At 69.7% G+C, this 22,839-nt stretch carries 20 protein-coding genes; 14 read left to right on the forward strand and 6 right to left on the reverse strand.

The features are described from left to right. Positions 1–96 precede the first annotated feature (96 nt). The 6 genes from TSH64_RS31870 to TSH64_RS31895 all read right to left on the reverse strand — a co-directional run bounded on the left by TSH64_RS31870 (position 97) and on the right by TSH64_RS31895 (position 5,352). Entirely contained in the window at positions 97–606 is a 510-nt protein-coding gene (locus TSH64_RS31870) for a type VI secretion system tube protein Hcp (RefSeq protein ID WP_098735784.1), read from the reverse strand. Positions 607–653: 47 nt separating this feature from the next. After that, entirely contained in the window at positions 654–2,123 is a 1,470-nt protein-coding gene (tssC, locus tag TSH64_RS31875) for a type VI secretion system contractile sheath large subunit (RefSeq protein WP_211099171.1), read from the reverse strand. 46 nt (positions 2,124–2,169) lie between these two features. Then, positions 2,170–2,712 carry a type VI secretion system contractile sheath small subunit gene (tssB, locus tag TSH64_RS31880; protein WP_109451193.1) on the reverse strand — a complete coding sequence of 181 codons (543 nt, stop codon included), beginning with the start codon at positions 2,710–2,712 and terminating at the stop codon, positions 2,170–2,172. 206 nt (positions 2,713–2,918) lie between these two features. Next, a complete protein-coding gene (locus TSH64_RS31885) occupies positions 2,919–3,482 on the reverse strand; it encodes a hypothetical protein (RefSeq protein ID WP_247873262.1) in 564 nt (187 codons plus the stop codon). 118 nt (positions 3,483–3,600) lie between these two features. Then, the gene (locus TSH64_RS31890) at positions 3,601–3,912 is read right to left on the reverse strand and encodes a hypothetical protein (RefSeq protein WP_109451197.1); all 312 of its coding nucleotides are present in this window, start codon (positions 3,910–3,912) and stop codon (positions 3,601–3,603) included. Positions 3,913–3,924: 12 nt separating this feature from the next. After that, a complete protein-coding gene (locus TSH64_RS31895) occupies positions 3,925–5,352 on the reverse strand; it encodes a tetratricopeptide repeat protein (protein ID WP_109451199.1) in 1,428 nt (475 codons plus the stop codon). A 158-nt stretch (positions 5,353–5,510) separates the two neighbouring features. On the opposite strand from TSH64_RS31895, the gene TSH64_RS31900 reads away from it, so the two are divergent. From TSH64_RS31900 to TSH64_RS31965, 14 genes are all read left to right on the forward strand, one after another. Continuing rightward, entirely contained in the window at positions 5,511–6,287 is a 777-nt protein-coding gene (locus TSH64_RS31900) for a hypothetical protein (RefSeq protein ID WP_109451201.1), read from the forward strand. Positions 6,288–6,290: 3 nt separating this feature from the next. Continuing rightward, positions 6,291–8,219, forward strand: coding sequence for a hypothetical protein (locus TSH64_RS31905; protein WP_109451203.1), 1,929 nt, complete (start codon positions 6,291–6,293; stop codon positions 8,217–8,219). Beyond that, positions 8,216–10,288 (forward strand): PP2C family protein-serine/threonine phosphatase, encoded by a 2,073-nt coding sequence (locus tag TSH64_RS31910; RefSeq protein ID WP_247873263.1) that lies wholly within the window; start codon positions 8,216–8,218, stop codon positions 10,286–10,288. Before TSH64_RS31905 ends, TSH64_RS31910 begins: the two co-directional genes overlap by 4 nt. Then, a complete protein-coding gene (locus TSH64_RS31915; RefSeq protein WP_109451205.1) occupies positions 10,285–10,884 on the forward strand; it encodes a lytic transglycosylase domain-containing protein in 600 nt (199 codons plus the stop codon). The genes TSH64_RS31910 and TSH64_RS31915 overlap by 4 nt, the downstream gene beginning before the upstream one ends. After that, positions 10,881–11,450, forward strand: coding sequence for an SPOR domain-containing protein (locus TSH64_RS31920; RefSeq protein WP_199237710.1), 570 nt, complete (start codon positions 10,881–10,883; stop codon positions 11,448–11,450). The genes TSH64_RS31915 and TSH64_RS31920 overlap by 4 nt, the downstream gene beginning before the upstream one ends. Positions 11,451–11,706: 256 nt before the next feature. Beyond that, the gene (locus TSH64_RS31925; RefSeq protein ID WP_247873264.1) at positions 11,707–12,495 is read left to right on the forward strand and encodes an SPOR domain-containing protein; all 789 of its coding nucleotides are present in this window, start codon (positions 11,707–11,709) and stop codon (positions 12,493–12,495) included. Beyond that, the gene (locus TSH64_RS31930) at positions 12,495–12,944 is read left to right on the forward strand and encodes a hypothetical protein (protein WP_109451211.1); all 450 of its coding nucleotides are present in this window, start codon (positions 12,495–12,497) and stop codon (positions 12,942–12,944) included. Before TSH64_RS31925 ends, TSH64_RS31930 begins: the two co-directional genes overlap by 1 nt. 27 nt (positions 12,945–12,971) lie before the next feature. After that, positions 12,972–14,315: a type VI secretion system baseplate subunit TssK gene (gene tssK, locus TSH64_RS31935; RefSeq protein WP_109451213.1), complete on the forward strand. Its 1,344-nt coding sequence runs from the start codon at positions 12,972–12,974 to the stop codon at positions 14,313–14,315. A 16-nt stretch (positions 14,316–14,331) separates the two neighbouring features. Next, on the forward strand, positions 14,332–15,228 hold the full coding sequence (locus TSH64_RS31940; protein WP_247873265.1) for a DotU/TssL family secretion system protein: 897 nt from the start codon (positions 14,332–14,334) through the stop codon (positions 15,226–15,228). Between the two features lie 22 nt (positions 15,229–15,250). Beyond that, positions 15,251–19,513, forward strand: coding sequence for a type VI secretion protein IcmF/TssM N-terminal domain-containing protein (locus tag TSH64_RS31945; RefSeq protein WP_109451215.1), 4,263 nt, complete (start codon positions 15,251–15,253; stop codon positions 19,511–19,513). A 30-nt stretch (positions 19,514–19,543) separates the two neighbouring features. Next, positions 19,544–20,662 (forward strand): type VI secretion system protein TssA, encoded by a 1,119-nt coding sequence (tssA, locus tag TSH64_RS31950; protein WP_109451218.1) that lies wholly within the window; start codon positions 19,544–19,546, stop codon positions 20,660–20,662. A 7-nt stretch (positions 20,663–20,669) separates the two neighbouring features. Beyond that, positions 20,670–21,263, forward strand: a complete 594-nt coding sequence (locus tag TSH64_RS31955) for a type VI secretion system tube protein Hcp (RefSeq protein WP_109451220.1) — start codon at positions 20,670–20,672, stop codon at positions 21,261–21,263. Then, positions 21,260–21,844 (forward strand): TIGR00645 family protein, encoded by a 585-nt coding sequence (locus TSH64_RS31960; protein WP_109451222.1) that lies wholly within the window; start codon positions 21,260–21,262, stop codon positions 21,842–21,844. The genes TSH64_RS31955 and TSH64_RS31960 overlap by 4 nt, the downstream gene beginning before the upstream one ends. A 25-nt stretch (positions 21,845–21,869) precedes the next feature. Then, positions 21,870–22,823 carry a hypothetical protein gene (locus TSH64_RS31965; protein ID WP_109451224.1) on the forward strand — a complete coding sequence of 318 codons (954 nt, stop codon included), beginning with the start codon at positions 21,870–21,872 and terminating at the stop codon, positions 22,821–22,823. Positions 22,824–22,839: the final 16 nt, after the last annotated feature.

The following is a 22,839-nucleotide window of genomic DNA, read 5'->3' on the forward strand; positions in this document are numbered from 1 at the left end:
GCCACGCTTGCCCCTCCCTTGCGGAGCGAGAGAGGGGGCAACCGTTTCCGCCACGGCATGGCCCCGGCAGAAACCGGGGGCTCATGCCGCAGAGTCTCAGCTCGCGCCGCCGACCGCACCGGTGAGCAGGTCGAACGAGACGCCGCCGCCGCCCTGGCTGGTCTGCTTCTCGTCGTACTGCTTGTAGACCCAGGTGATCTTCGTGGCGTTGATCTCCAGGCTCTCCGTGGTGTCGCCCTCGCTGACGCTCAGCGAATGCTTCGACAGGAGCGGGTTGGTCAGCTCCAGGGTGAGGAACTCGACCCACTGGAACTCGTCGTCGCCCAGCGGCTTGACGCAGTGGATCTTCCAGGTCTCGCCCTTCACGCCGGCCCGCAGCAGCAGGCTGATGAGCTTGGGGGACGCGATGTCCCACTTGCGCTCCAGCGTGATGTTGTTGACCTTCGGCGTGTGGACGGTGCGCCGCGCGTTGGTCGTGACTTCCATCTCGACCTCCATGTCCTGCGCGAGCGATTCGCACAGGATCATGTCGGTGAAGTCGACCTGCTTCGTCTTGACCCGGCACTCGCCCTTGACCTCGGGGATCTCCAGGATGACCATGGACATGGTGATGAACTCCTAAACAGATGGGCGTTGGACGGTCGGGGCCGGGGTCAGGCTTCCGGCGCCGGCAGCTCGGCCACCAGCCGGATCGAAGCCGACAGCTCTTCGAGCTGGAAGTGCGGGCGCAGGAACACGTTGGCGCGGTAAACGCCCGGACGGCCCGGCACCTCGTAGACGTCCACGCGGGCCTCGCGCAGCGGGAAGCGGGCCTTCATGTCCTGGGAGGCGTCGTCATCCAGCAGGATGTAGTTGCCGATCCAGGTGTTCAGGTAGCTCTGCACGTTGCCGCGGGTCGTGAACGAGCCGATCTTGTCGCGCAGCATGACCTTCAGGTAATGCGCGAAACGCGAGGACACGAGCATGTAGGGCAGCATCGCCGAGAGCCGCGCGTTCGCGTTGGCCTCGTTGGTGTTGTACACCTTCGGCTTGTTGGCCGTCTGGCCGCCGAAGAACGCCGCATAGTCGGTGTTCTTGCAGTGCACCAGCGAAATGAAGCCGAGGTCGTTCAGCTCCTTTTCACGACGGTCGGTGATGGCGATCTCGGTCGGGCATTTCAGCGCGACGTCGCCCTCGTCCGTCTTGAAGGTGTGGGTGGGCAGGCCGCCGACCCGGCCGCCGCCCTCGACGCCGCGGATGGCCGCAGTCCAGCCATACTTGGCGAAGGCGTCGGTGATGCGCGCGCCGAGCGCCCACGAGGCGTTGCCCCACAGGTACTTGGAGTGATCGCGGCCGTCCACGTCCTCTACGAAGTTCACGCCTTCGACCGGCACCGTCTTCGGGCCGTAGGGCAGGCGCAGCAGCGTGTGCGGCATGACGAGCGCGACGTAGCGCGAGTCTTCCGACGCGCGGAAGGACCGCCACTTCGTCATCTCGGCGGTTTCGAAGATCTTCGACAGGTCGCGCGGACCCGACAGCTCGGAGAAGCTGTCCATGTCGAACATCTTGGGCGAGGCGGCGGCGATGAAGGGCGCATGGGCCGCAGCGGCGACGTTCGAGATCTTCTCGATCAGCGACATGTCCTGCGGATGGCGGCCGAACTCGTAGTCGCCGATCAGCACGCTGTAGGGCGTGCCGCCGAGCGTGCCGTACTCGGCCTCGTAGACCATCTTGAACAGCGCGCTCTGGTCGAACTCGACCGCGCTGTCGAGATCCTTCTGCAGGTCCTTGCGCGAGCTGTTCAGCACGCGGATCTTGAGCTGCTTGCCGGTCTCGCTGTTCATGACGAGGTAGTTCAGGCCGCGCCAGGTGGCTTCCAGCTTCTGGAAGTCCTCATGGTGCAGCACCTCGTTGAGCTGAAGGCTGATCAGCTCGTCGATCTGGGCGATGCGGTGGTTGATCGCCTCGACGACATCCACGGCGACGGCATCGCCGGTCTCGGCGACGACCTGGTCGACGAACTCGGACAGCAGATCGCGGGCGTAGGGGCGCTGGCCTTCTTCGCGCGCCATCTTGCCCTCGACCATCATGCGGTCGAGCAGGCTGGCGCTGGCGGTGCTCTCGACGGACATTTCCGTAGTCACTTGGGCACTCCTGTGAATGCGTTCCGTATCAGCGGATTGGCGGCCGTCAGGCGGCCGGCGGCTCTTCCGTCGGAACCGGCGCCATGGCCGTTTCCGTGGGGCCGAGGAGCTTCTTCAGCTCGTCCTGCTGTTCGGTGTTGGAGATGACGTCGTTGAGCAGGCCGCTCAGCTCGTCGTTGCCGTCCAGCTTCGCCAGCAGGTCGGAGAGCTTCTGCCGGGCCTCGAACAGGCGGGCCAGCGCCGGCACCTGGTTCAGCACCTGGACCGGCTCGAAATCGCCCATGTCGTCGAAGTTCAGCAGCACGTTGAGCTTGCCGCCGTCGGGCTGGAGCTTGTTGTCGACTTGGAACGCCAGCCGCGGAGCGGCGGAGGCCAGAACGTCGTTGAAATTGTCGCGGTCGACCTCGACGAACTTCCGCTCCTTCAGCTTCGGCAGCGGCTTTTCCGGCTTGCCGCTCAGGTCGGCCAGGACGCCGACGAGGAACGGAAGCTCCTTCATCTCGGTGGCGCCGCCGGTGTGAACCTCGTACGTCAGCTTGACGCGCGGCGGACGGACGCGCTCCAATTTCTTCTGGATGCTCTCGGTCATGACCTCACCACCTCGCAATGAATCCATGCGCGCCCTGCGCCGCGCGTTAGCCCCGCCATCATTCGGAGTGCAATCAATCTTAGCCAGCCGAGATAGGCCCCAATTGGCTGGCATCCCCCGGTAACACCTCCGTTTCGGAGGTATTACCCCGCAGCAGGCCTTTCGGCCTGTTCCATTCCGGCGGGAAGCCCCGCACCGGTACGGAGTTACCGGCGCAGGTGCCGCAGCAGGAAGTTGCGCGCTTCCACCAGCTGGCTCATCCGTTCCGCGCTCGACAGCAGGCCGGTGTCGGGATGGTAGATCGGCGCCAATGTGCGGAAGCGGCTGTTGACCGCCTGCGGATCGAGGCCCCACTCGTGCGTGAACCCCAGCACGTAGGTCGCCTGCCAGGGCTTGAGGATCGGCTGCTGGAGCGGACGGAAGGCCAGCGTCTCCAGTGCGGACGTCAGCTGCTCCAGGCGCAGGCGGCAGCGGCTCATCTCGGTTTCCACCGCCGCCAGTTCGCCCGACGTGACCAGGCGCGCGCCGTCGGATGCACCGATGGTCGCCGCCGCCCACGCCGCCTTGCGGACCGTCGCATGGTCCAGGCGGACCGGGTAGCGCACCCTCAGCTTCGGCACCACGCGCACCCGCCGGGTGCGTCCGTTCTTCAGCGTCACCCGCCGGTACGACACGTCCACCGGGTTGGGTTCCCCCGGATCCGGCAGAGTTTCCAGCACGTCGGGACTCATGACCGTCAGGAATGCCCGGATGAGCTGCGATGTCGTCATGCCGCGGGCGACCGCCGCCGCCTCGACGGCCGACCTCAGGGAATGCTGGCAAGGCACGACGATGGAGGACAAAGGGCGACCCCGAAGTGTGAGTGAAACCATGAATGACCTGTAAGACTCAGTCCCGCGCCTGCCGGAGCTGGACGAGCGCATCGCGGATCGCCGCCTCCAGCGCGGCGATCCGGCCGCGTTGCTGGTCGTCGCGCCGGGCGGCGGCCTGTGCGGCGCTGCGCAGGCGGCCGACCTCCTCGATCGGCGATGCGTCCACCCCCCGGCGGTCGAGGTAGAACAGCCCGACCTCGATCACCTGCTGCAGCGTCTGGCCGGCCGGCAACAGCCGCTCCAGCGCCGCCAGTGCGGCAATCCGCTCGCCCGCCGCCTCGCTGCCCAGCCGCGGAAGCACCGCCCGCAGCCGCTTGTCCCGGCTCAACGCGCCGACCGGTCAATGCACGGCATGGCCGAGCCGCTGGAACATGCAGAGATAGCCGTGGACCGGAACCGACGCCTCGGTACGCAGGATCACGTTGTCGATGGTCCTGGCGCGGAACAGGCCGCGCGCGCTGCTTCGCAGATGGTCGAGACCATGGACGTAACGGCCGCTCGGGGTCAGCCGGTATCCCGGCTCCTCCTGCCGCTCGACCGTGAATGCCAGCAGCCCGCCGGGATCGAGCACGTCCGCCGCCGTCCGGAAGACTTCGGTCAGGTCGCCGATGTAGCACAGCACGTCGGCGCTGACGACGGCATCGAAGCGTTCGTCGGTTCCGGTCATGAACTGGACGAGTTCGGCCTGCGCCAGCAGATCGTAGAGGCCGCGGTCGCGCGCCTTGTCCAGCATGCGCGCCGACAGATCGACCCCGACCAGCCGGGATGCCGCCGGGCGCAGGATCGGCCCGCACAGGCCGGTGCCGCAGCCGATGTCGAGAATCCGTGCACTGCCCTCCGCCGCCTGGGCCGCCGGCAGCGCGGCGACCGCGGTGCGGGCGACGATCTCATGCGCCTTGTACTGGAGCGTCTTGACCAGATGCTCGTCGAAGCGGTCGGCATAGGAATCGAACACGTTGGCGACATAGGCCTCCGGCGCCTTGGCCGAGGTCGTGCCGCCAATGGCGTGGACGAGATGGGCCAGGACCGTGTCGTTCGGATCGAGATCCATCGCCCGGCGATACACCTCCAGCGCTTCGTCCCGATGATTGCGGTTCACCAGCAGCGATCCCAGCACGATCAGCGATTCCCGCCGCGACGGGTCGAGCGCCGCCCCGCGGCGCGCGGCGGACAGGGCCTCCGCCGACCGGCCGACGGCGTCCAGCGCCTGAGCCTGGACCGCCAGGACTTCCGTGCCCGCCGGATCCAGGGCCAGTGCGGCGCGGCACACGGGCAGGGCCTCCTCCGGCGCCTTGTCCTTGAACAGGGCCATGGCGCGCAGGGCATGCATCGCCGAGTGGTCCGGGCGCAGCTTGGCCGCCTGCTCGGCGGCGAGGGCGGCGTCGCGGTACCGGTTCTGGGCCAGCAGGATGCGGGCCAGGTTGGCGAAGGCCTCTGGATAGTCGGGGCGGTGGCGCAGCGCGGCGGCGCAGGCGAGCAATGCCTCCTCCAACCGGCCCATGCCGCGCAGCGCGACCGCGAGGTTGTTGTAGGGCATCGGCCAGTCGGGTTGCGCGGCGATGGCGTCGCCGAACAGATCGGCGGCCTCGGCGAAGCGCCCCTGGCGGAGCAGGGCCGTGCCGTCCTCCACCTTCGCCCGGATTTCGTCCGGGATCTCGCCGGCCTGGAACGAGGTGGTTTGGGGCGACGGGGCATGACGGGGGGAGGGTGTTCCGGCGACACTTGGCGGCGCCATTGCGGGCGCCATTGCGGCGGACGCTTCGTCCATGGCGGTCCCCTCCGAGAAAAAATGATATTCGGCCTATGCCGTGACAAAGGGCATACCGCACCCCCGACGCCGCCGCAAAAGCAGATCGAACCAACATGGGCCAATCTTCAGGGGCTCCGGCGCTGGAATCCGGCTATAGCCGAACCAGGAGGCCAGCCATGCTCTTCGGTTTCGGGCGCCTTGCATTCGTCCTGTGGCTCTGCGCGGTCGGCGGTCAGGTCTTCACCCTGTTCGCCTTCCACAACGCGGTGGCCGAGGCTCACACCAGCGAGATCGCCGCGCGGCTTTCGGCGTTGACGAACCGCGTCGCCGCGGCTGCGGCGGAACGCGCCACCATCGGAATTCCTCTGGCCCACCAGACCGACCTCCAGCGCCGCATCGAACTGGCGACCGGCGTCGGCAGCGGCGTCGCGCTGCATGTCGTTGACGCGCGCGGCACGGTACTTTTCAGCACCGCGCGGGAAATGGTCGGCGCGACGGTTCCGGCCTCGTGGATCGGCATCGTCGCAGCCGCTCCGGCGGAGCCGTGGAGCCACGAGGGGCGCGACGGCATGGTCATCGGCGTGCCGGTGCTCGATGCCCTTGGCGCGGTGGGCGGCGCCATTCTCGGCCATGCGGCGCAGGAGGATGCGCGGGTCGAGGTGCTGACGGCGCTGCGCGAGACGGCGACGGTCACCCTCGTGTTCCTGATGCTGGTCGCCGTGCTGGCGGCGCTGGGCACCCGCCTGCTGGTCGGGGAGACCCATCGTTCCGTTTTGAAGCTAAAGGCATTTTACGAGGCGCAGTGCCAGAGGCTGATGGGGGCGGAGCCCGCCAATGTCGGGACGCGCCCCGCGGGGCAGGCGCTCGGCGTGGTCCTGCACGGTCTGGAGCAGGCCGAGGAACAGGCCGCCCGCATCGACGATGCGCCAAACCGCGGCACGTCGGGAGCATAACCAATGCTGTTTGGATCCGAGCACCCGGTCCGCCGCTTCGTCCCGCTGCTGGTCGCGGTCGTCGTCATCCCGTGGATCGCCACGCTGGCGGCGGCGCTGGTCGGCGCCGCCAATCTGGCCGACCGGGGCACCGCCACACGCACCGACATCGTCGGCCAGGCCCTGGTGCAGGACCTCGAAAAGGCGCTCGGCCTCGGGCTGCCGCTGAACCGTCTGGCCGGCATGGACGATTATCTGGAGGAACTCTCCGACATCGTTCCCGAGATCGAGCTGGTGCTGATCGCCGACGCCGATGGGAAGACCCTGTTCCAGAAGGCGACCACCGGGCGGCCGGACCTGTCGGCGCGCCTGTCCGCGGCCGAGACCGACTGGTCGGCCTTCCACCTGTCGGTGCAGCGCTATCCCCTGCGGACCGGGGCGACGCAGGCCGGCGAGGTGATCCTCGGCCGGAAGGCACTGGCACAGCCGGCGAACACCCGGCGCATCCTCATCGATTTCGCGGTGGCGCTGACCATCGCGCTGACGGGCGGGTCTCTGCTTCTCCGCATGCTCGTGCACACGCAGCTGGTCGCGCCGCTCGGCTATGCCAGCGGGCTCGACGCGGTGGTGGCCCGGCGCGTCTATGACCGGATCGCTCCGCCGGTGGACCAAAGCCTGATCGGCGGCCTGCTGGCGGAGATGAACCGGCTGGTGATCGGCGTCAACGACCGCTTCGCCCGTGCGCACGCCTACCTGACCGAAGTGCGCGACCTCAGCTTCAATCCGGACGCGGCGGCGGAGGTCGAGCCCCTGATCGCCCGCATCGAGCGGCTGGGCCGTTTCTCGCCCGACCGGCTCGCGGCGCTGCCGCCGGTCGCGGGCAACCCGCTGCCGCATGCCGTCGTCTTCTTCGCCGCGGTGGCGCTGTCCATCCTCGCCGGCGTCGCCGCCCAGCGCCTGCCCCTCGACACGGCCCTGGCCGCCACGGCGCTGGGCATCGCCCTGGCGGCCCCCTTCGCCCGCATCGTCGGGCGCTACGGGCTGGCGGTCACGCTCGCCGCGCTGGCGGCCTGGGGCGTGACCACCCTGTCGGACCCCGGCCGCGACCTGCTGCTCGCCGCGGCGGTCCTGGGCGGCATCGGCGCCGGCCTGTCGGTCCAGACCGTCCGCCCGATCCTCGACACGCTCGGTGCCGATCTCGGGGTGTCGGCCACCGGCGGGCTGGTGGCCGGGGCGGGGATTTCCATCCTGTGCACCGCGAGCATCGGCACCGGACCGGTGATGGGAATCGGCGCCGTGTCGGCAGCCATCGGCCTGCTGGTCGCCTTGCGCGTGGAGCGCATCGCGTCGGCGCGCCGGGCTCCCCTGATCCTGCGCCAGATCTTCACCCTCGACCGCTGGTGGAACGGCGGACGGCCGGCGCCGAAGGGCTGGGCGCTGTGGCTGGTCACCGGCTTGTCCCTGGCCTATGCCGCCATGCCGCAGGTGGCCGGTACCCCCGGTGTCCGCCAGGGCGCGGAGTTCATCTGGTTCCACGGCGGTGCCGCGTGGCTGGCGGCGATTGCGGTGGTGGCGCTCTCGCCCCGGCCGGCGACTGCCGTGCTGCTGTCCTTGTCCGCCACCGCCCTGGCGGCCGGCGCGTTGGCCTTGGGGGCCGTCGCGGCCGGGCCGGGCACGGCGCTGGCCGTCGCCGCGGCGCTCGGCGCCGGGCATGCCGCGCTGGCGGCGGGCGGCGAGAATGGCGGTCTGGTCGCCTTGCGCGGAGCGATGGCGCTTCTGGCCGGAATGGGGCTGCCGCTGCTGCTCGGCGGCACTGCCGGTGTCGCCGCGGCCTCGGCCGGGCTGGTGGTGACGGTCGCCCTGCTGCCGCCCATCGCGCTGGCGCTGCGGCGCGTCCTGCAGGACCGCCGGACCGTGCCGGCCGCCGCGGCGGAGGGGAGTGCGGCGGCATGAGGATGGGCATTGTGGGATCCGGCAGCATGGAAGCCGGCACTACGGGAGCCGGATTGGGCGGGCGGATGTTCGTCTTCGCCGCCGGTGCGGTGCTGGCGGTGCTCGCCACGGCGGTCCTTTTCGCCGTGCTGTGGGGCGACCGCACCGCGGAACGCCGTGTGGCGGAGGAGACCCGTGTCGCCCAGCGGCTTTGGGAAAGCCTGATGGAGGAGGAGGCCGTCGTCATGCAGCGGGCGGCGGCCGACCCGCTGCTGGTCGCGGCGCTGGACCGCAACAACGGCCAGGCCGCGGCGGCCCGGCTGCCGCTGCTCGGCTTCTCCTCGGCGGCGCTGGTCAACAGCGTCGGGCAGCCGCAGATCTCGGTGCCGGCGCCGACCGACATGCGCCTCATCGACGAACGGCGTGTCGCCCAGGTGCTGGCGCAGAACGATGCCTACACCGGCCTCGTCGTCGTCGGCGGTGCCGTGCAGCACATGGTGGCGGCCCCCTTCGGCGAGACGCGGCCGGTCGACCGTGTCGTCCTCGCGCTGCGCACCGTGCAGCCGAGCCTCACGGTCCTCGCCCGCGTCCTTGGCGGCTCGGCCTATCTGGTCGACGGCAACGGCGCGCTTTACGACCGTGCCGGCGCCCTGCCCTGGGAGGACATCCAGCCGTCCCTGGGGGGCGGCGGCGGGGACCATGCCAAGGTCCACCGGTCCGGCCGCAGCTTCGAGGTCCGCACCCTTCGCCTCGCCGACCCTGCCGGCGGCAACACGCTGGCGCTGGTCGTGGCACGCGAATCCACGCTGGAAGACATGGCGACCAGCCTGTTCGACACCAGCGCCATCCTGGTGCTGATGACCGTGCTGGCGGCCAGCCTGTTCGGGCTGGAGTGGTTTTTCCGCCGTTCCCTGGCGCCGATCCACGCGTCGCTGTCCGCGCTGTCGGCGCTGGCCGACGGCAACACCAACGTGGCGGTGCTCGGCGCCGAGCGCAGCGACGAGGCGGGCCGGCTCGCCCGCACGGTGGAGGTGTTCCGCAACCGCAGCCGCGCCCTTCAGGATGCCGAGGCGCGGCGTGGCCGCCATTGGCTGCGTCAGCAGTCCTTCATCCGCAAGCAGATGCTGCGCATGGCCGAAACCCTGCCCGACCAGGGGCGGGTGGAGCTGCTGGGGGATCTGGACCGCATCGAGTCCGTCACCGGCCGCGGCGACGGGGCGGGCGGTGACGGGGCCGGCGGTCTGGCGGTTGCCTTCGAGGTGATGGCCGAGCGTGTGCGCAGCCAGCACGCCGCCCTGGACGGCATGGTCGTGCAGCTTCGCGCCTCGCTCGACACCAAGACCGAACTGGTGGAACTGCAAAAGCAGTTCGAGATCGCGCGCCGCATGCAGCAGGCGATCCTGCCCGCCGGCCTGCCGGCCCGCCCCGATCTGGCGGCGGCCGGCCTGCTGCTGCCGGCGGCGGAGTTCGACGGAAGCTTCTACGATTTCTTCCTGGCCGACGACGACACGCTGGTGGTGCTGCTGGGCCAGGTATCTGGCGGCGGTCTGGCCGGCGGCTTCATGACGGTGACCGCCCGTACCGCCGTGCGCGCGCTGGCCTCCGCCGGGCTCGGCCCGGGGGCCTGCCTGACCGGCGCCAACCGCCTGCTCGCCGCCGACAATGCGGCGGGGCTGCGGATCGGGCTGGCGATGGGCGTGGTGACCCTGCGCAACCGCCGCTTCGTCTTCGCCGGTGCCGGCGTGCCGGCCCCGTTCCTGGCCCGTCGCCTGGGCGATGTCGTCGATCTGCCGGTGGCGGAGAACCCGCCGCTTGGACTCGACGCCGGCCTGACGGTCGCCGAGACCGCATTCGACCTGCCGGTGCCGAGCACGCTGGTTCTGTGCGGTTCGGGCCTGCTCGACGGCACCAACCGGTTCGACATGCCGTTCGGCCGCACCCACATGGGCGAGGTGCTGAGCGGTCTCGACGATCTTTCGGCCGACAGCACCGTCGCCGCCGTGCAGGCGGCGCTGTTCGAGCATGCCGGCGGCCGTACCGTTCCGATGGCGCGCGACCGCACCTGTCTCGCCGTGCGGGTGCGGGCATGACGGCCGGCCTGTTTGCCCGCGCCGCGGCGGCGTTCGTCTTTCTCGTGCTGTTCGCTTTCCCCGGGGCCGCGCGGGCACAGCACCCGTGCGAGAGCTACTTCGCGGCGAACGAGGCGGCCTACGGCATCCCCACCGGCATCCTGCACGCCATCGGCATGACCGAGTCCGGCCGCGGCGGCGCGACCTGGCCCTGGGCGCTGAACCTGGGCGGGGCCCCGGCCTTTCCGGCAAGCCGCGGCGAGGCGCTGGCGCTGATGGGCGACGGGGCGGGGTCGCTACGCCTCGACATGGCGGTCGGCTGCATGCAGGTGCACACGCGCTGGCACGCGCGCGCCTTCCGCTTCGGCGAGGACATCCTGGACCCGGCGACCAATGTCGCCTATGCGGCGGCCTTCCTGCGCCTGCTCTATGACCGCCATGGCTCCTGGACCGAGGCGGTGCGCCGTTACCATGCCGGTGCCGGCAATCCCCAGGCGCAGGACATCTACCTGTGCCGGGTGCTGGGCTGGCGGGTCCGTCTCGGCTACCAGCGCGAGACCTCGGCGATGGACGGTCTGTGCGCCGCTGCCCGGACCGTCTCGGCGGAGGGGCGATGAAGAAGCTTCTCCTTGCCGTGCTGGTCCTGCTGCTGTTGGTGGTGGCGTTCGGCGGCGGCTACTATCTGGCCGGCGGCGAGCTTCCGGGAGGCACCGCCCAAGCCGCCAAAGATGGTCAGGCGCCGGCAGGAGGTGTCGCAGGGGCGGCCAACGGCACTGCTCCGGCCGGTGCGCCCGCCACCGCCCCGGCCGGAACGAAGGCCGCGGACGGGAGGGATGCCAAGGATGCGAAGGGCGTCCCTGAAGAAAACCCGCCGCCCGCCATCCCGGTGAGACCCGCTACGGCGACCGCAAAGGGCGGCACGGTCTACGCCGTCGAGCTGGGCGCCTTCCGGTCGCCCGACAATGCGAAGGCCTTTGCCGGGGTGATGCAGGAGCGCGGTCTGCCCGTGTCCATCGTCGAGACGGTCGACGCCGGCGGACGGCCCTGGTTGCGCGTGCGCGCCGGCAGCTTCGCCGACCTGTGGCAGGCCGAGGCCCGCCGGCCCGAGTATGAGCGGGTCGCGGGGATCGGCGGGGTGGTGGTCGGCGAGACGTCCCCTGCCGCTCCTGCCGCCGCTCCGTGACCGGCGGCCTTCCGCGACCTGCCGCGGACGTTGAATGCTCCACATTGGATGTATGCCTCAACCCCGCGGAAACGCATGGGATGCGGACTTTCGCCCATGCCGGAAATAGGCCTTCGGGACAGCGTCCGGTCCGCCCCCGCTGACTACGCCAGAACGAACCAGACAGAGGGCGTGAATCCGGCGGCTTGATGTTTCAATTGCCACGATCCGGGCCGACGGGCTCTCGGAACAGGATTTCGCTTGGGATGCGATGGCGATGACGACGATTACGCTGGGGCGGGGACAGGTGGCCGGGCTGGCCATCGGCGTTGTCGTGCTCATGGTTGTCGCCGTGCTGCTGGGCGTCGGGATCGCCGTGGCGACGATGGGTCCGGGGCCGGCCACGCAGGTCGCCGCCGGCACTGGTCCCGCCACTGGTGCTGCCCCTGCCGCCGCCCCGGCTGGCGAAGGCCGGTTTGCCGGCGTCGCCGACACCGTCGGCATGAGTTCCATCTCGCGCCGGTTCGAGACCGAACAGGCGGTCAAGGCCACCGCCGACCGTGCCGCGGACACCGTCTCGGGCGTGGCGGAGAGCGTGCTGGACCCGGTCGCCCACGGCACGCTCGCCGCCGCCGGCCGCTTCCTTCCGTCCTGGATGGCCGCTCCGGTGGCCAAGTCGGTGAACCGAGCCTCCTTCCAGGCGCGCAGCAAGCTGTCCTACGGCGTCGAGAACGGCGTCGAGGACCGTCTGTTCAACGGGCTCGATCAGATGAGCGGGCAAGGGGCGAAGGCGGGCGATCCGGCCCCCGTGCGCAGCTTCGCGGTCGAGCTGGGCCGCTTCGCCAGCCAGGCCAATGCCGAGAGCTTCGCCGACGCCGCCGGCCAGCGGGGCGTCTCCGCCGCCGTCTCCTACACGCCCGACGGCGGGGCCACGACACCCTATGCCGTGCGCAGCGGCCGTTTCGCCACCACCGACGAGGCGACCGCCGCCGCGGACGCCATCAAGCGGTCCAGCGGCGTCGCCGGAACCGTCGTCACCCTTGCCGAGCCGGGAGGACGGTCCTGATGTCCCTTCGACGTTCCCATGCTGCCCTCGCTTTCCCCCTGGCCCTTCTTCTGCTTCTCGGTGCCTGTGCCGACAAGCCGGCGGCCTGGCTGAACACCGTGTCGTTCACCGTGGCGCCCGCCGCCAACGACAGCACGCCGGTCGCCATCGACGTGGTGTCGATCCGCGACAAGGCGCTGGTCGATCAGCTCACCGCCCTCACCGCCGCCGACTGGTTCGCCAAGCGCGAGCAGTACCGGCGCGACCACCCCTCGACCCTGGACATCGCGAGCTGGGAGCTGGTGCCCGGCCAAAAGCTCGACGCCCAGCTTCCGTCGGACCGCGAAGCGGCCTGGGCGATCCTCGTCTATGCCAACTACGCCACCCTCGGACCGCACCGCCTGCGCGTGCCCGACACGCGCACGCTTTCCCTCTCCGTCGGCGACAAGGATGTCGAACTTGCTCCCTGACGTTTCCGCCATTCACCGGAGGCCGGCATGACCGAGGCACGCGACATTCCCGAGGCCATCGCCTGGCACGACGGCATGCTGCTGGCCCCGCAGCATTTCCAGCAGCAGGCCCTGCGCAACGAGCGGCTGCTGACCTATCATGCCGGCCATGCCCGTCCCTTCCACTGGGGCGTCGTGCATTTCCAGGTGGACCGCGTCAATCTGGTGTCCGGTCTGGTGCGCATCCGCGAACTGGAGGCGATCATGCCCGACGGGCTGATCGTCCATCATGCCGGCGACAGCAGCGAACCGCTGGAGGTGGACATCTCCGCCTATGCCGACCCGGTCGGCCAGACGCAGATCACCATCCATCTGGTCATCCCGCAGGCTCTGGCGGACCGGGCGCCCGGTCCCGGCGAGATCTCCCGCTTCCTCTCGGTGGAGGGGCGTCCGGTTCCCGACCTCAACGGCGGCGAGGAGGTGGCCATCGCCCGCCTGCGCCCGCGCCTGGGACTGTTCGCCACCACCGGCCCCAACCAGAAGCCGCCGCAGAAATTCGTGTCGATGCCGGTGGCCCAGGCGACCTTCCGCAACGACGCCTTCGTGCTGACCGACTTCGTGCCGCCGACGCTGTCGGTGACCGCCAACTCGGCGCTCGGCCGGCTGGGCGGTGAGATCGTGCGGCGCGTGCGCGAGAAGGCGCTGTTCCTGGCCGAACGCTCCGGCGTCGGCACAGGCAACGCCGCGACCGAGCTGGCCGACGCCGCCCGCACGGAAATCCGCAGCCTCGTCACCGGACTGCCGCCGCTGGAGGCGCAGCTCGCCGTCGGCGTCTGCCATCCCTTCGACGTCTACCTGTCGCTGTGCACGCTGGCCGGCCATCTCTCGGCTTTCGCCAACGGCGCGGTGCCGGCCAAGCTGTCGCGCTACGACCACGACGACCCGATGTCGGCCTATGGCGAGGTGCGCGACTTCATCCTGCGCATGATCGACCGCGTCAAGGAGGGCGTCGCCCGCATCCCCTTCACCTTCGAGGCCGGGATGTTCGGTCTGGTGATGGAGGAGGCCTGGCTGAAGGGCCGTCTGGTCATCGGCGTGCGCGGCCCGGCCGCCGCGACCGTGGGCGAGGTCGCCGCCTGGATGGAGAATTGCATCGTCGCCTCCCACTCGAAGCTGGAGACGCTCTCCGGCCTGCGGGTGAAGGGAGCCGACCGCATCGCGCTGGACGACAGCGGCGAATCCGGCGTTGCCGCACCGCGCGGCGTCGTGCCGTTCGAGGTGGTGGTGGACCCCCGCTACATCGTCCCCGGCGAGCGGCTGGAGATCTGGAACCCCGACAGCATCGGCAGCCGCTTCCGGCCCGCCGAGATCACGCTGTTCGTCACGGCCTGAGCTGAGGATTGGCACGATGCTTCACCGCCGGGATCTGGTCGATCACTTCCTCGCCTTCGCCCGCGAGATCCAGCAGCACCGCGCGGCGATCCGCGCCGGCCGTCCCGCTGCCGCCGCTGCCGCCGGGTCCGGGGCGGAGGCGGCCGAAAGCCTGCCGGCCTTCCTGAACGAGGACGTGCTCGCCCTGTCGGCCATGCATGCGCCGGCCGGCTTCGCGAACCGGCCCGGGATGGGCGCGGCGATGCCGGCGCTGTCCCTCGAACCCGATGCGGAGATCGTCATCCGCCGCCTGCAGGACTTTCTGGAAGCCCAGGCGGCGCAGGTCGCGCGCACCGGCACCGAACTGATGATCAGCCAGTACCGCGAGGCGCAATACGCCATGGCGGCGCTGGCCGACGACCTGTTCATCCATGACGTGGAGTGGAACGGGCGGGAGGTCTGGCGCTCCGCTTTGCTGGAGCAGGCGCTGTTCCGCACCCGGCTTGCCGGCGAGCGCGTCTTCGACCGCATGGAGGCGCTGCTGGCCAGCAACGACCGCCGGCTGTCGCAGCTCGCCGCGGTGTACCTGCTGCTGCTGGGGCTGGGCTTCAAGGGCCGCTACCGCGAGCCCGGCGGTGCCGTGCAGTTGCGCAGCATCTCCGCGCGCCTTTTCGAATTCATCGCCGGGCGCGAGTCCGAGCTTGCCCCCGGCCTGCTGCCGGCCGGGCGCACGCTGATCCCGTCCGCCTACGCCCACACCATGACCGACGGGCAGATGCGCACGCTGGCGCGCGGCGTCCGCTGGCCCGTCGTGCTGGCCGCCCTGGCCGGTGCGTGGCTGGTCGTCGGTCAGGCGATGTGGTGGGTGACGACCGCGAACCTGTCGAGTGCGGCGGACGCGGTGATGCAGGCGTCCGTCCGCGTGACGCGCTGAGCCGGGGACGGGGAGAGGCACCATGGATATTCTCGGCACCGTCCTGACGGGCATCGCGCAGAACCAGCTTTGGTTCTTCGCAGCGCTTCTGCTGGTCGTCCTCGTCATCATCGCCGTCATGGCGGTAATCCTGCTGCGCGCCGGCCGCCGGCCGGCCGAGCCGCCGCCCGAGGTCAAGGCCTTGCCGGCACCCGAGAGCGCCGATCCCGGCGGGGCGCCCGGCACGCCGGGCGTGCCCGCGGCGCTGCCCATCGTCGGCGGGCGCGACCTCCGCCGCCTCTTCCGCGAGGGCCTTGCCGCCTATCGCGAGACCCTGTCGCGCAACGTCTATCTGGTGCCGTGGTACCTGCGCACCGGCGTCGTCCCCGGCGACGACGGCGGCCTGCTGACCTGCGCCGAGGAGGTCAGGCCGCCGGTGGAGTCCAAGGACCGGCCCTTCGGCTTCCACTGGCGCTTCTACGACCGGGCGGTGGTGATCGACATCAACGATGCCCGCGTGGCCTGGAAAGGCGTGCTCGACCAGCTCGCCCGCCACCGCGTCATGATGCCGGCCGACGGCGTGATCCTGACCATTCCGCTGGAGGAACTCGAGGACGTCCGCCGCGCCGCCGCGCGCGGCACCGAGCTTTACGCCCGCCTGTGGGAAATCCAGCGCACGCTCGGGCTTGCGCTGCCGGTCTATGTGGTCGTCACCGGCTGCGACGCCATTCCCGGCTTCCCGCTGCTGGCCGATGCACTGCCCGAGCCGCTGCGCGACGGCATGCTCGGCTGGTCGTCGCCCTACGCGCTGGAGACGGTGTTCACCCCGGATGTCGTCGGCGAGGCGCTCCAGTCCGTCGCCGCCGGCATGTTGGCCCTCCAGCTCGAAGTCTTCGGCGCGGCAGCCCGGGAAGACGGAGCGCAGATCGTGGCGCTGACCGACCGGCTGACCGGGACGGAGGCGGCCCTGCGTGCCATGCTCGGCACCGCCTTCAAGCGCACCGCCTATCAGGAAACCCTGTATGTGCGCGGCCTGTATTTCGTCGGCCGGACGGCGCCGGAGACGCCGGCCGTCTTCGGCCGCGACCTGCTGAACCGCAAGATCTTCCCCGAGGCGGGGCTGCCCAAGCCGACCCGCGCCTTCGCCGCGACGCGGACCCTGCGCCGCCATGCCTGGCCGGTCGGCACCGCCGTCGCCTCCGCCGCCGCGATCCTGCTGCTGTGGATGGGCGTGCACCGGGTGAACACGCTGTCGGACCAGCTGGTGCCGATCCTGTCGGACATCCCGGCCAACCTCCAGCAGCTGTCCGACCAGCGCGCCGCCAACCAGGCCGGCGCGCCGCTGCCGGCGACCTATGCCGACGCAGCCGCACGGTTCGTCCAGGGCATGGCGACCCTGCCGCAGGATCTGCCCTTCAACCCGCTGCCGGCCGCCTGGATCAGCGGCGTGCCGGACGAGGTGGCCCGTGCGCTGGCGGTCGGCTATCGCCGGCTGACGCTGGCGACCATGCGCGATGTCGCCGAGGACCGGCTGCGCCGGCTGGCCCGCGATCCGCTCCGCGTCCAGATCGGTGCGAGTGAGTTCGACCGCCTGCGCGCCTTCGCCGCCGAGGTGGGCATCGCCGAAGGCCTGGCCAGGGCCTACAACACCGTCGACTCCCGTGACGCCAACATGCCGCTCGACGAGGCGCTGGAATTCTCGCTGGGCTCCGCCGGGGCGCGCGGCTTCTCCTCAAGGCTGCATGGCTGGGGCGTCGACGTGCCGCCGTCGGGCGGTGCCATCCCGGCCCCCGGTCCCGGTGCACAGCGGCCGATCGACCTGTCGGCCTATCGCGGCGACGTGACGCGCCGCTTCCGCCAGTTCGCCGACGCCTATCTGCGCGAACTTGCCATGAGCGGCCTCGCTGTCGCCCGTCTGTCGGTCGCCGCCAACGAGCTTGAACTGCTCGCCGGCGGAGCCCGCACCGGCGCCGATGCCGCGACCTCCTATGCCGAGGTGCTGGGGAGCCTGGACGAGGCCGCGCGCGGCCTCAACATGGAGCGCGGCGCCTGGATCGGCACCGATGGACCGGTGCTGCCGCCCGAGTTCGACACCCTTCTCACCCGCTTGGAGAAGTCGGAGTTGTTCGGCCCCGGCTTGCGCGCCGACATCATGGAGCTGGCGCAGCGCCGCTATGATGAGGCCGGGTCGGGCGGAAAATCGCTGGACTCGGTGATCGGCCGGCTGCTGGTCCAGGGACCGACCGGCGCCCCGCGTCTGTCGCCCGCGGCCGAAGGCCTCCGCCAGACCCTCAGCGTCTGGTCGGCGCGCCGCTTCATGCGCTCCGGCGAGGCGTCGGGCACCATGGCGGCTTCTGCGGCGGCTCCGACCAACCGCGCCGGCTGGGACCGCGCGGCCTTGGAGACGATCCCGCCGCTGCTGGAAGATTATCTGCTCTTCGACGCCAAGGAGCTGCCGCAGGCCCCGCAGATCCTGCGCGCCTCGATGCGGGCCGCGGCGCAGCACCAGCTCCGCCGCGGTGTCGAGCAGGTTCTTGCCCGCGCCCTGTCCGGCACGCCGGCCGGCGGGACCATCGACCGTGCCGGCGGGCTGACGCAGCTCCGCGAGTCCGCGCGCTCGCTGCGCCTCGCCTTCCCGGTGCTGGCCGAGACGATGCAGAGCTTCCGGCAGATCGGCCTCGCCACGCCGGCCGACGCCATCCGCGACATCGTCGCACGGCAGGCCAACGCCGTGCTCGCCCAGGCCGACCGCATGCTGGAAGAGGACCAGCTCTACCGCCCCGATGCGCGGTCGCTGAACACCTGGATCGACGGTCCGCTGGTTCCAGCCCAGCTGTTCGGCCAGCAGAGTCCCACGGCGCTGGCCCTCTATCTCGGCAATGCGCGGCAGGAGGTGATGGCGCTGACCCGCGAGGTCGCGGCGCCGGTGGTCGAAATCCTGGAGAAGCCGGTCATGGGCGGTGGCGCGGCCTCCGGTCTCTCGGCCAAATGGTCGCGCATCGTCGCCGAGTTCGACCGCTATGAGGGCGGCCGTCCGAACAGCACGCTGGCTGCCCTGGAGAAGTTCGTCACCACCGACGTGGCCGCCATCGACGCCACCAACTGTTGGGATAAGGCGCAGCTCGACCCGCAGGCCGGCGATTTCTTCGCCAGCCGCCTGAACGAGCTGAAGCAGTCCATCGCCGACCGCTGCCGCCTGATGGTCGACCAGCGCGTCTATCTGGGCTATGCCGAGCTTGCGACCGCCTTTAACGCCTCGCTGGCCGGCCGCTTCCCGTTCGGTCCGGTCGGCGAGAGCCAGGCCGACGTCTCCACGGTGCGGGCCTTCTATGACGCCTTCGATGCCCGCCAGGGCTATGTGATCGAGGGGCTGCGCCGCTCGACCCGCCTCGGCACCGCCGGCCATGACGCGCTGCGCTTCATGGAAACGATGGCGCTGGCGAAGCCGGCTCTGACGGCCGCCACCGTTACCGACCAGTCCGGCGGACTGCTGCTCGACCCGACCTTCCGCGTCAACCGTGGCCGCGAGGCCGGCGGCACCAACATCATCGAGTGGAAGCTGTCCACCCCGGCGGGCACCATCGCCAACATCGGTGCGCGCTCGCCCTTGCGCTGGTACCCCGGCGACCGCGTTGCTGTCTCGCTGCGCTGGGCTAAGGACGGCAAGCTCGTTCCGGTCAGCGGCATCGGTGCGTCGTCTGCCGTCGACGAAGCGACGCTCACCTTTGCCTATGAGGGGCCCTGGGCGCTGTTCGCGCTGGTCCGCCAGCACAATGCCGCGCAGCGCGACCGGCCGACCAATGCCGATACGGTCCTCCTGTTCGAAGCGCTGACCAAGCCCGTACCGACCGCCAGGGACGGGGAGGGCAGGGAGGTCGAGGACAAGGCCGGCCGCGATGCGCCGGTCTCCCTCAGCCCGAGCCTGCGTCCCGGCACGCCGGGCCTGCCCTCCCTGCCCGAGGCGAAGCGGCCGGACACGCGGGTCTTCATGGCGCTGGGCGCCAAGCGGACAATCGTGACCGACGGCAAGCCGCCACGCGACGAGAAGGTGGCGCTGCCCGAGCTTCCGTCGTCGGCGCCGCTGCTGGCATCGGCCGGCGGCATGCCGCGGCCGGGCTACCCACCGGCCGTGCCGCCGAGCTTTTCCCCGAGTTTTCCAGCCACACCCCCGGCAGGGCTGACGGGCTTCCCTTCGGCCGGCTTCGGCGGTCAGCCGGTCAACCCGACGGACCGCGCCTTCTTCGACCTCCAGGCGCCGCCGGGCGTGCCGCCGCTGCTGCGGCCGGCCAACCAGCGCGTCTACTGACGTGTCAACGAACGGATTTCAGTCAACGCCATGACCGACACGCAGACCGCCGAACGCCCTCTCATCGACATCGAACGGATTCTCGCGCCGATCCCGGGAGATCTTCCGGCAGGCGAGGACATCCGCTACGAGCCCGAGTTCGACGCGCTGGCCGAGGCGCGGCGCATGGACGACGACACCGACAAGGGGATCTGGCAGACCGACGACGTCAAGCGGGCTGACTGGAAAGGCGTCGCGGCCGGCGCCACCGAGCTGCTGGCGACCCGCTCGAAGGATCTCCAGATCGCCGTCTGGCTGGTCCAGGCGCTGGTGCAGCAGCATGGGCCGTACGCCATCGCACCGGGCCTCTCGATGCTCGCCGGCCTTGCCGAAACATTCTGGGACGGGCTCTACCCACGCATCGACGAGGACGGCGACATGGAGGCGCGCTTCGCGCCCCTGTTGTGGCTGGACGAACGGCTGGCCCGCGATCTGCTGGCGATGCCCATCGCGCTGCCGGAACAGGGTACCAAATCGGGGCTCCGGCTGCAGGACTGGCAGAACGCCCAGCGCCTGCGCAAGCTGGCCGGCCGCGATGCCCGCGCCTACAAGGCCGCCATCGCCGATGGCGAGGTGCCGGTGGAGCGGATCGTGAAGGATGTCGAGAAGACGCCTTCGGACTTCTATCTCGCCCAGCGTGAAAGCCTGAAGGCGGCCGAAGCGGCGGCGCAGGCGCTGGACGCGAGACTGGACCGGCTCGCCGGCCGCAACGCTCCTGCCCTCTCCCGCTTCAAGCGCACGGTCGAGGAACTGTGCCGGTTCCAGGAGGATGTCCTGCGCAAACGCGGTGTCGCCCTCGAGCCGGCGGCACCCGTGGCGGCCCCCGAAGACGCCGCTGCCGGCGACGCCGCCGCGGCCCCCGATGCCGCGGCCCGTCCGGCCGGCGCCGGCTGGACCGGCGGGCCGCGCAATCGGGAGGAGGCCTACGGGATGCTCCGGCAGATCGCCGACTATCTGGAAAAGGAGGAGCCGCACAGCCCGACCTCCTATCTGGTGCGGCGCGCGGCCTCCTGGGGTCAGCTCTCGTTGCCGGAACTCTATGCGGACCTGCTCGGCGACCGCGGCGAGGTCGGGCGGATGTTCTCCGTGCTGCGCCTGAAGGACGAGTGAATCCACGATGCGCATTCTTCTCAAATATCCGGGCATTGCCGGCGATTCGCTGCTCCAGGGCTACAGCAACCTGATCTTCTGCTCGAAGTTCGACATGAAGACCGGCTCCAACGACGCCGGATCGCTGGAATACGGCTCGGCGGTGGAGGATGACGACTACGACGTCTACGGCATCGCCGCGATGCATGACAACTACGCCAATGTGAAGCCCCAGGCGAAGCGGCGCACCGTCGGCATCGACAGCATCGACCTCAGCAAATCCATCGACATGGCCTCGCCGCTGCTGCTGAAGGCGGCGTTCGCCGACCCGGTGCCGGGTGCCGAGGCCACGATCTATTTCCTGCGGCCGATGGACACCCAGGTGTCGGCCAGCCAGTCGGACATCGACGGCGGCAAGATCAGCTTCGACAAATTCATGACCATCGTGCTGACCGATGTCCACGTCACGTCCTACACGGTCTCCGCCAATGGCAGCGGCGACAACAGCGGCGACGAGACGATTTCGCTGTCCTTCACCAAACTCAACATGACTTACGTCCATTACAAGAACGGCCAGCCGCAGAACGTCCCGGCTGAAATCAAGGTGGCAAAGAAAGAATGACACACGCTCATATCACTCCGGCGGACCTTCCGGCCGGCGCTCCGATCCAGGCTCCCCGCGGTCCGGCGAAGCATATCGAACATTGGCTTGAAATGGCGATGTTCCAGAGCCGCTGGCTGCTGGCGCCGCTTTACCTCGGGCTGGTCGGCGCACTCGGCATGATCGGCTGGTGCTTCGCGGTCGAATTCGTCCACGCCTTTCCGAAGCTGGCCAGCGGCAACGAGTCCGAGGTCATCCTGGTCGTCCTGGCGCTGGTCGACCTGACCATGGTCGGCAACCTCGTGCTGATGGTGATCTTCAGCGGCTACGAGAACTTCGTGTCCAAGATCGACGTGGCCGGCCATTCGGACCGTCCGGAATGGATGGGCAAGCTCGATTTCAGCGCCCTGAAGGTGAAGCTGATCGCCTCCATCGTGGCGATCTCGTCGATCCAGGTGCTGAAGACCTTCATGCATGTCGGGACGGTGTCCGACCGCGACCTGATGTGGCTGGTGGCCATCCACTGCACCTTCGTTGTGTCGGGTCTGCTGCTCGCCTTCATGGATTACATGGTCAAGAAGAGCCACGCGCTCGAACATTGATCGGGCCGGAAAGGGGGGACTTGCGATGTTTAGGAGTCTGCTGGCGTTCGCGCTTCTGCTGTTCACGGGTCTGTTCGCCATGGTGGCGGACGAAGCGCGTGCCGAGCCGCAGAAGGTCGTCGTGGGGACTTACATCAACCAGATCACCGGACTGAACCTGAAGGAAAAGCAGGTCACCGTGGATTTCTATGTCTGGTTCCGCTGGGATGCCGACGACTTCAATCCGCTCGACTCCTTCGAGGTGATGAACGGCACCATCAGCTCGAAGGAGCCGACGCCGCTGCGCAAGGTCAAGGACCAGAATTATGTCTCGGCCCGTGTCCATGCCGTGCTCAACCAAGCTTGGGACATCAGCCGTTTCCCGCTGGACAAGCAGTCGATCCGCATCGAGATCGAGGACAACGACCGCACGGTCGAGAATCTGGTCTATGTCGCCGACACCGATAACACCGAGGTCAATCCCGACATCGACATCGCCGGCTACAACGTGACGAAGACCACGGCCGGCATCTCGGAGAAGACCTACCGCACCAACTACGGCGATATTTCCCTGCCGAAGGCGCACGAGTCGCGCTTCTCGCGCTTCGTGCAGGAGGTGCAGATCGATCGGCCGAACACGATCTATTATTTCAAGACCTTCTCGACGATCTTCATCTCGTGCTTGGTCGCCTTCCTGGCCTTCCTGGTCAAGCCGATCGACCTCGACCCCCGCTTCGGTCTCGGCATCGGTGCGCTGTTCGCGGTGGTGGCCAGCTACTTCATCGTCGCCGGCGAGCTTCCACACAGCACGGGCTTCACGCTGTCCGACAAGATCAACATGGCGTCGATGGGGCTGATCTTCCTCAGCCTGCTGCAGAGTTCGGTGTCGCTGATGATCTACGAGCGGGACACGGCGAAGGCCGTCAGGCTGGACCGCATCTCGGTCATCGTCTTCCCGATCGCCTACGTGATTCTCTGCGCCTGGATCACTGTGGGGTAAGGTCCCCGCCGCTCAG

It is taken from the genome of Azospirillum sp. TSH64, from assembly GCF_003116035.1.
Lineage (GTDB): Bacteria > Pseudomonadota > Alphaproteobacteria > Azospirillales > Azospirillaceae > Azospirillum.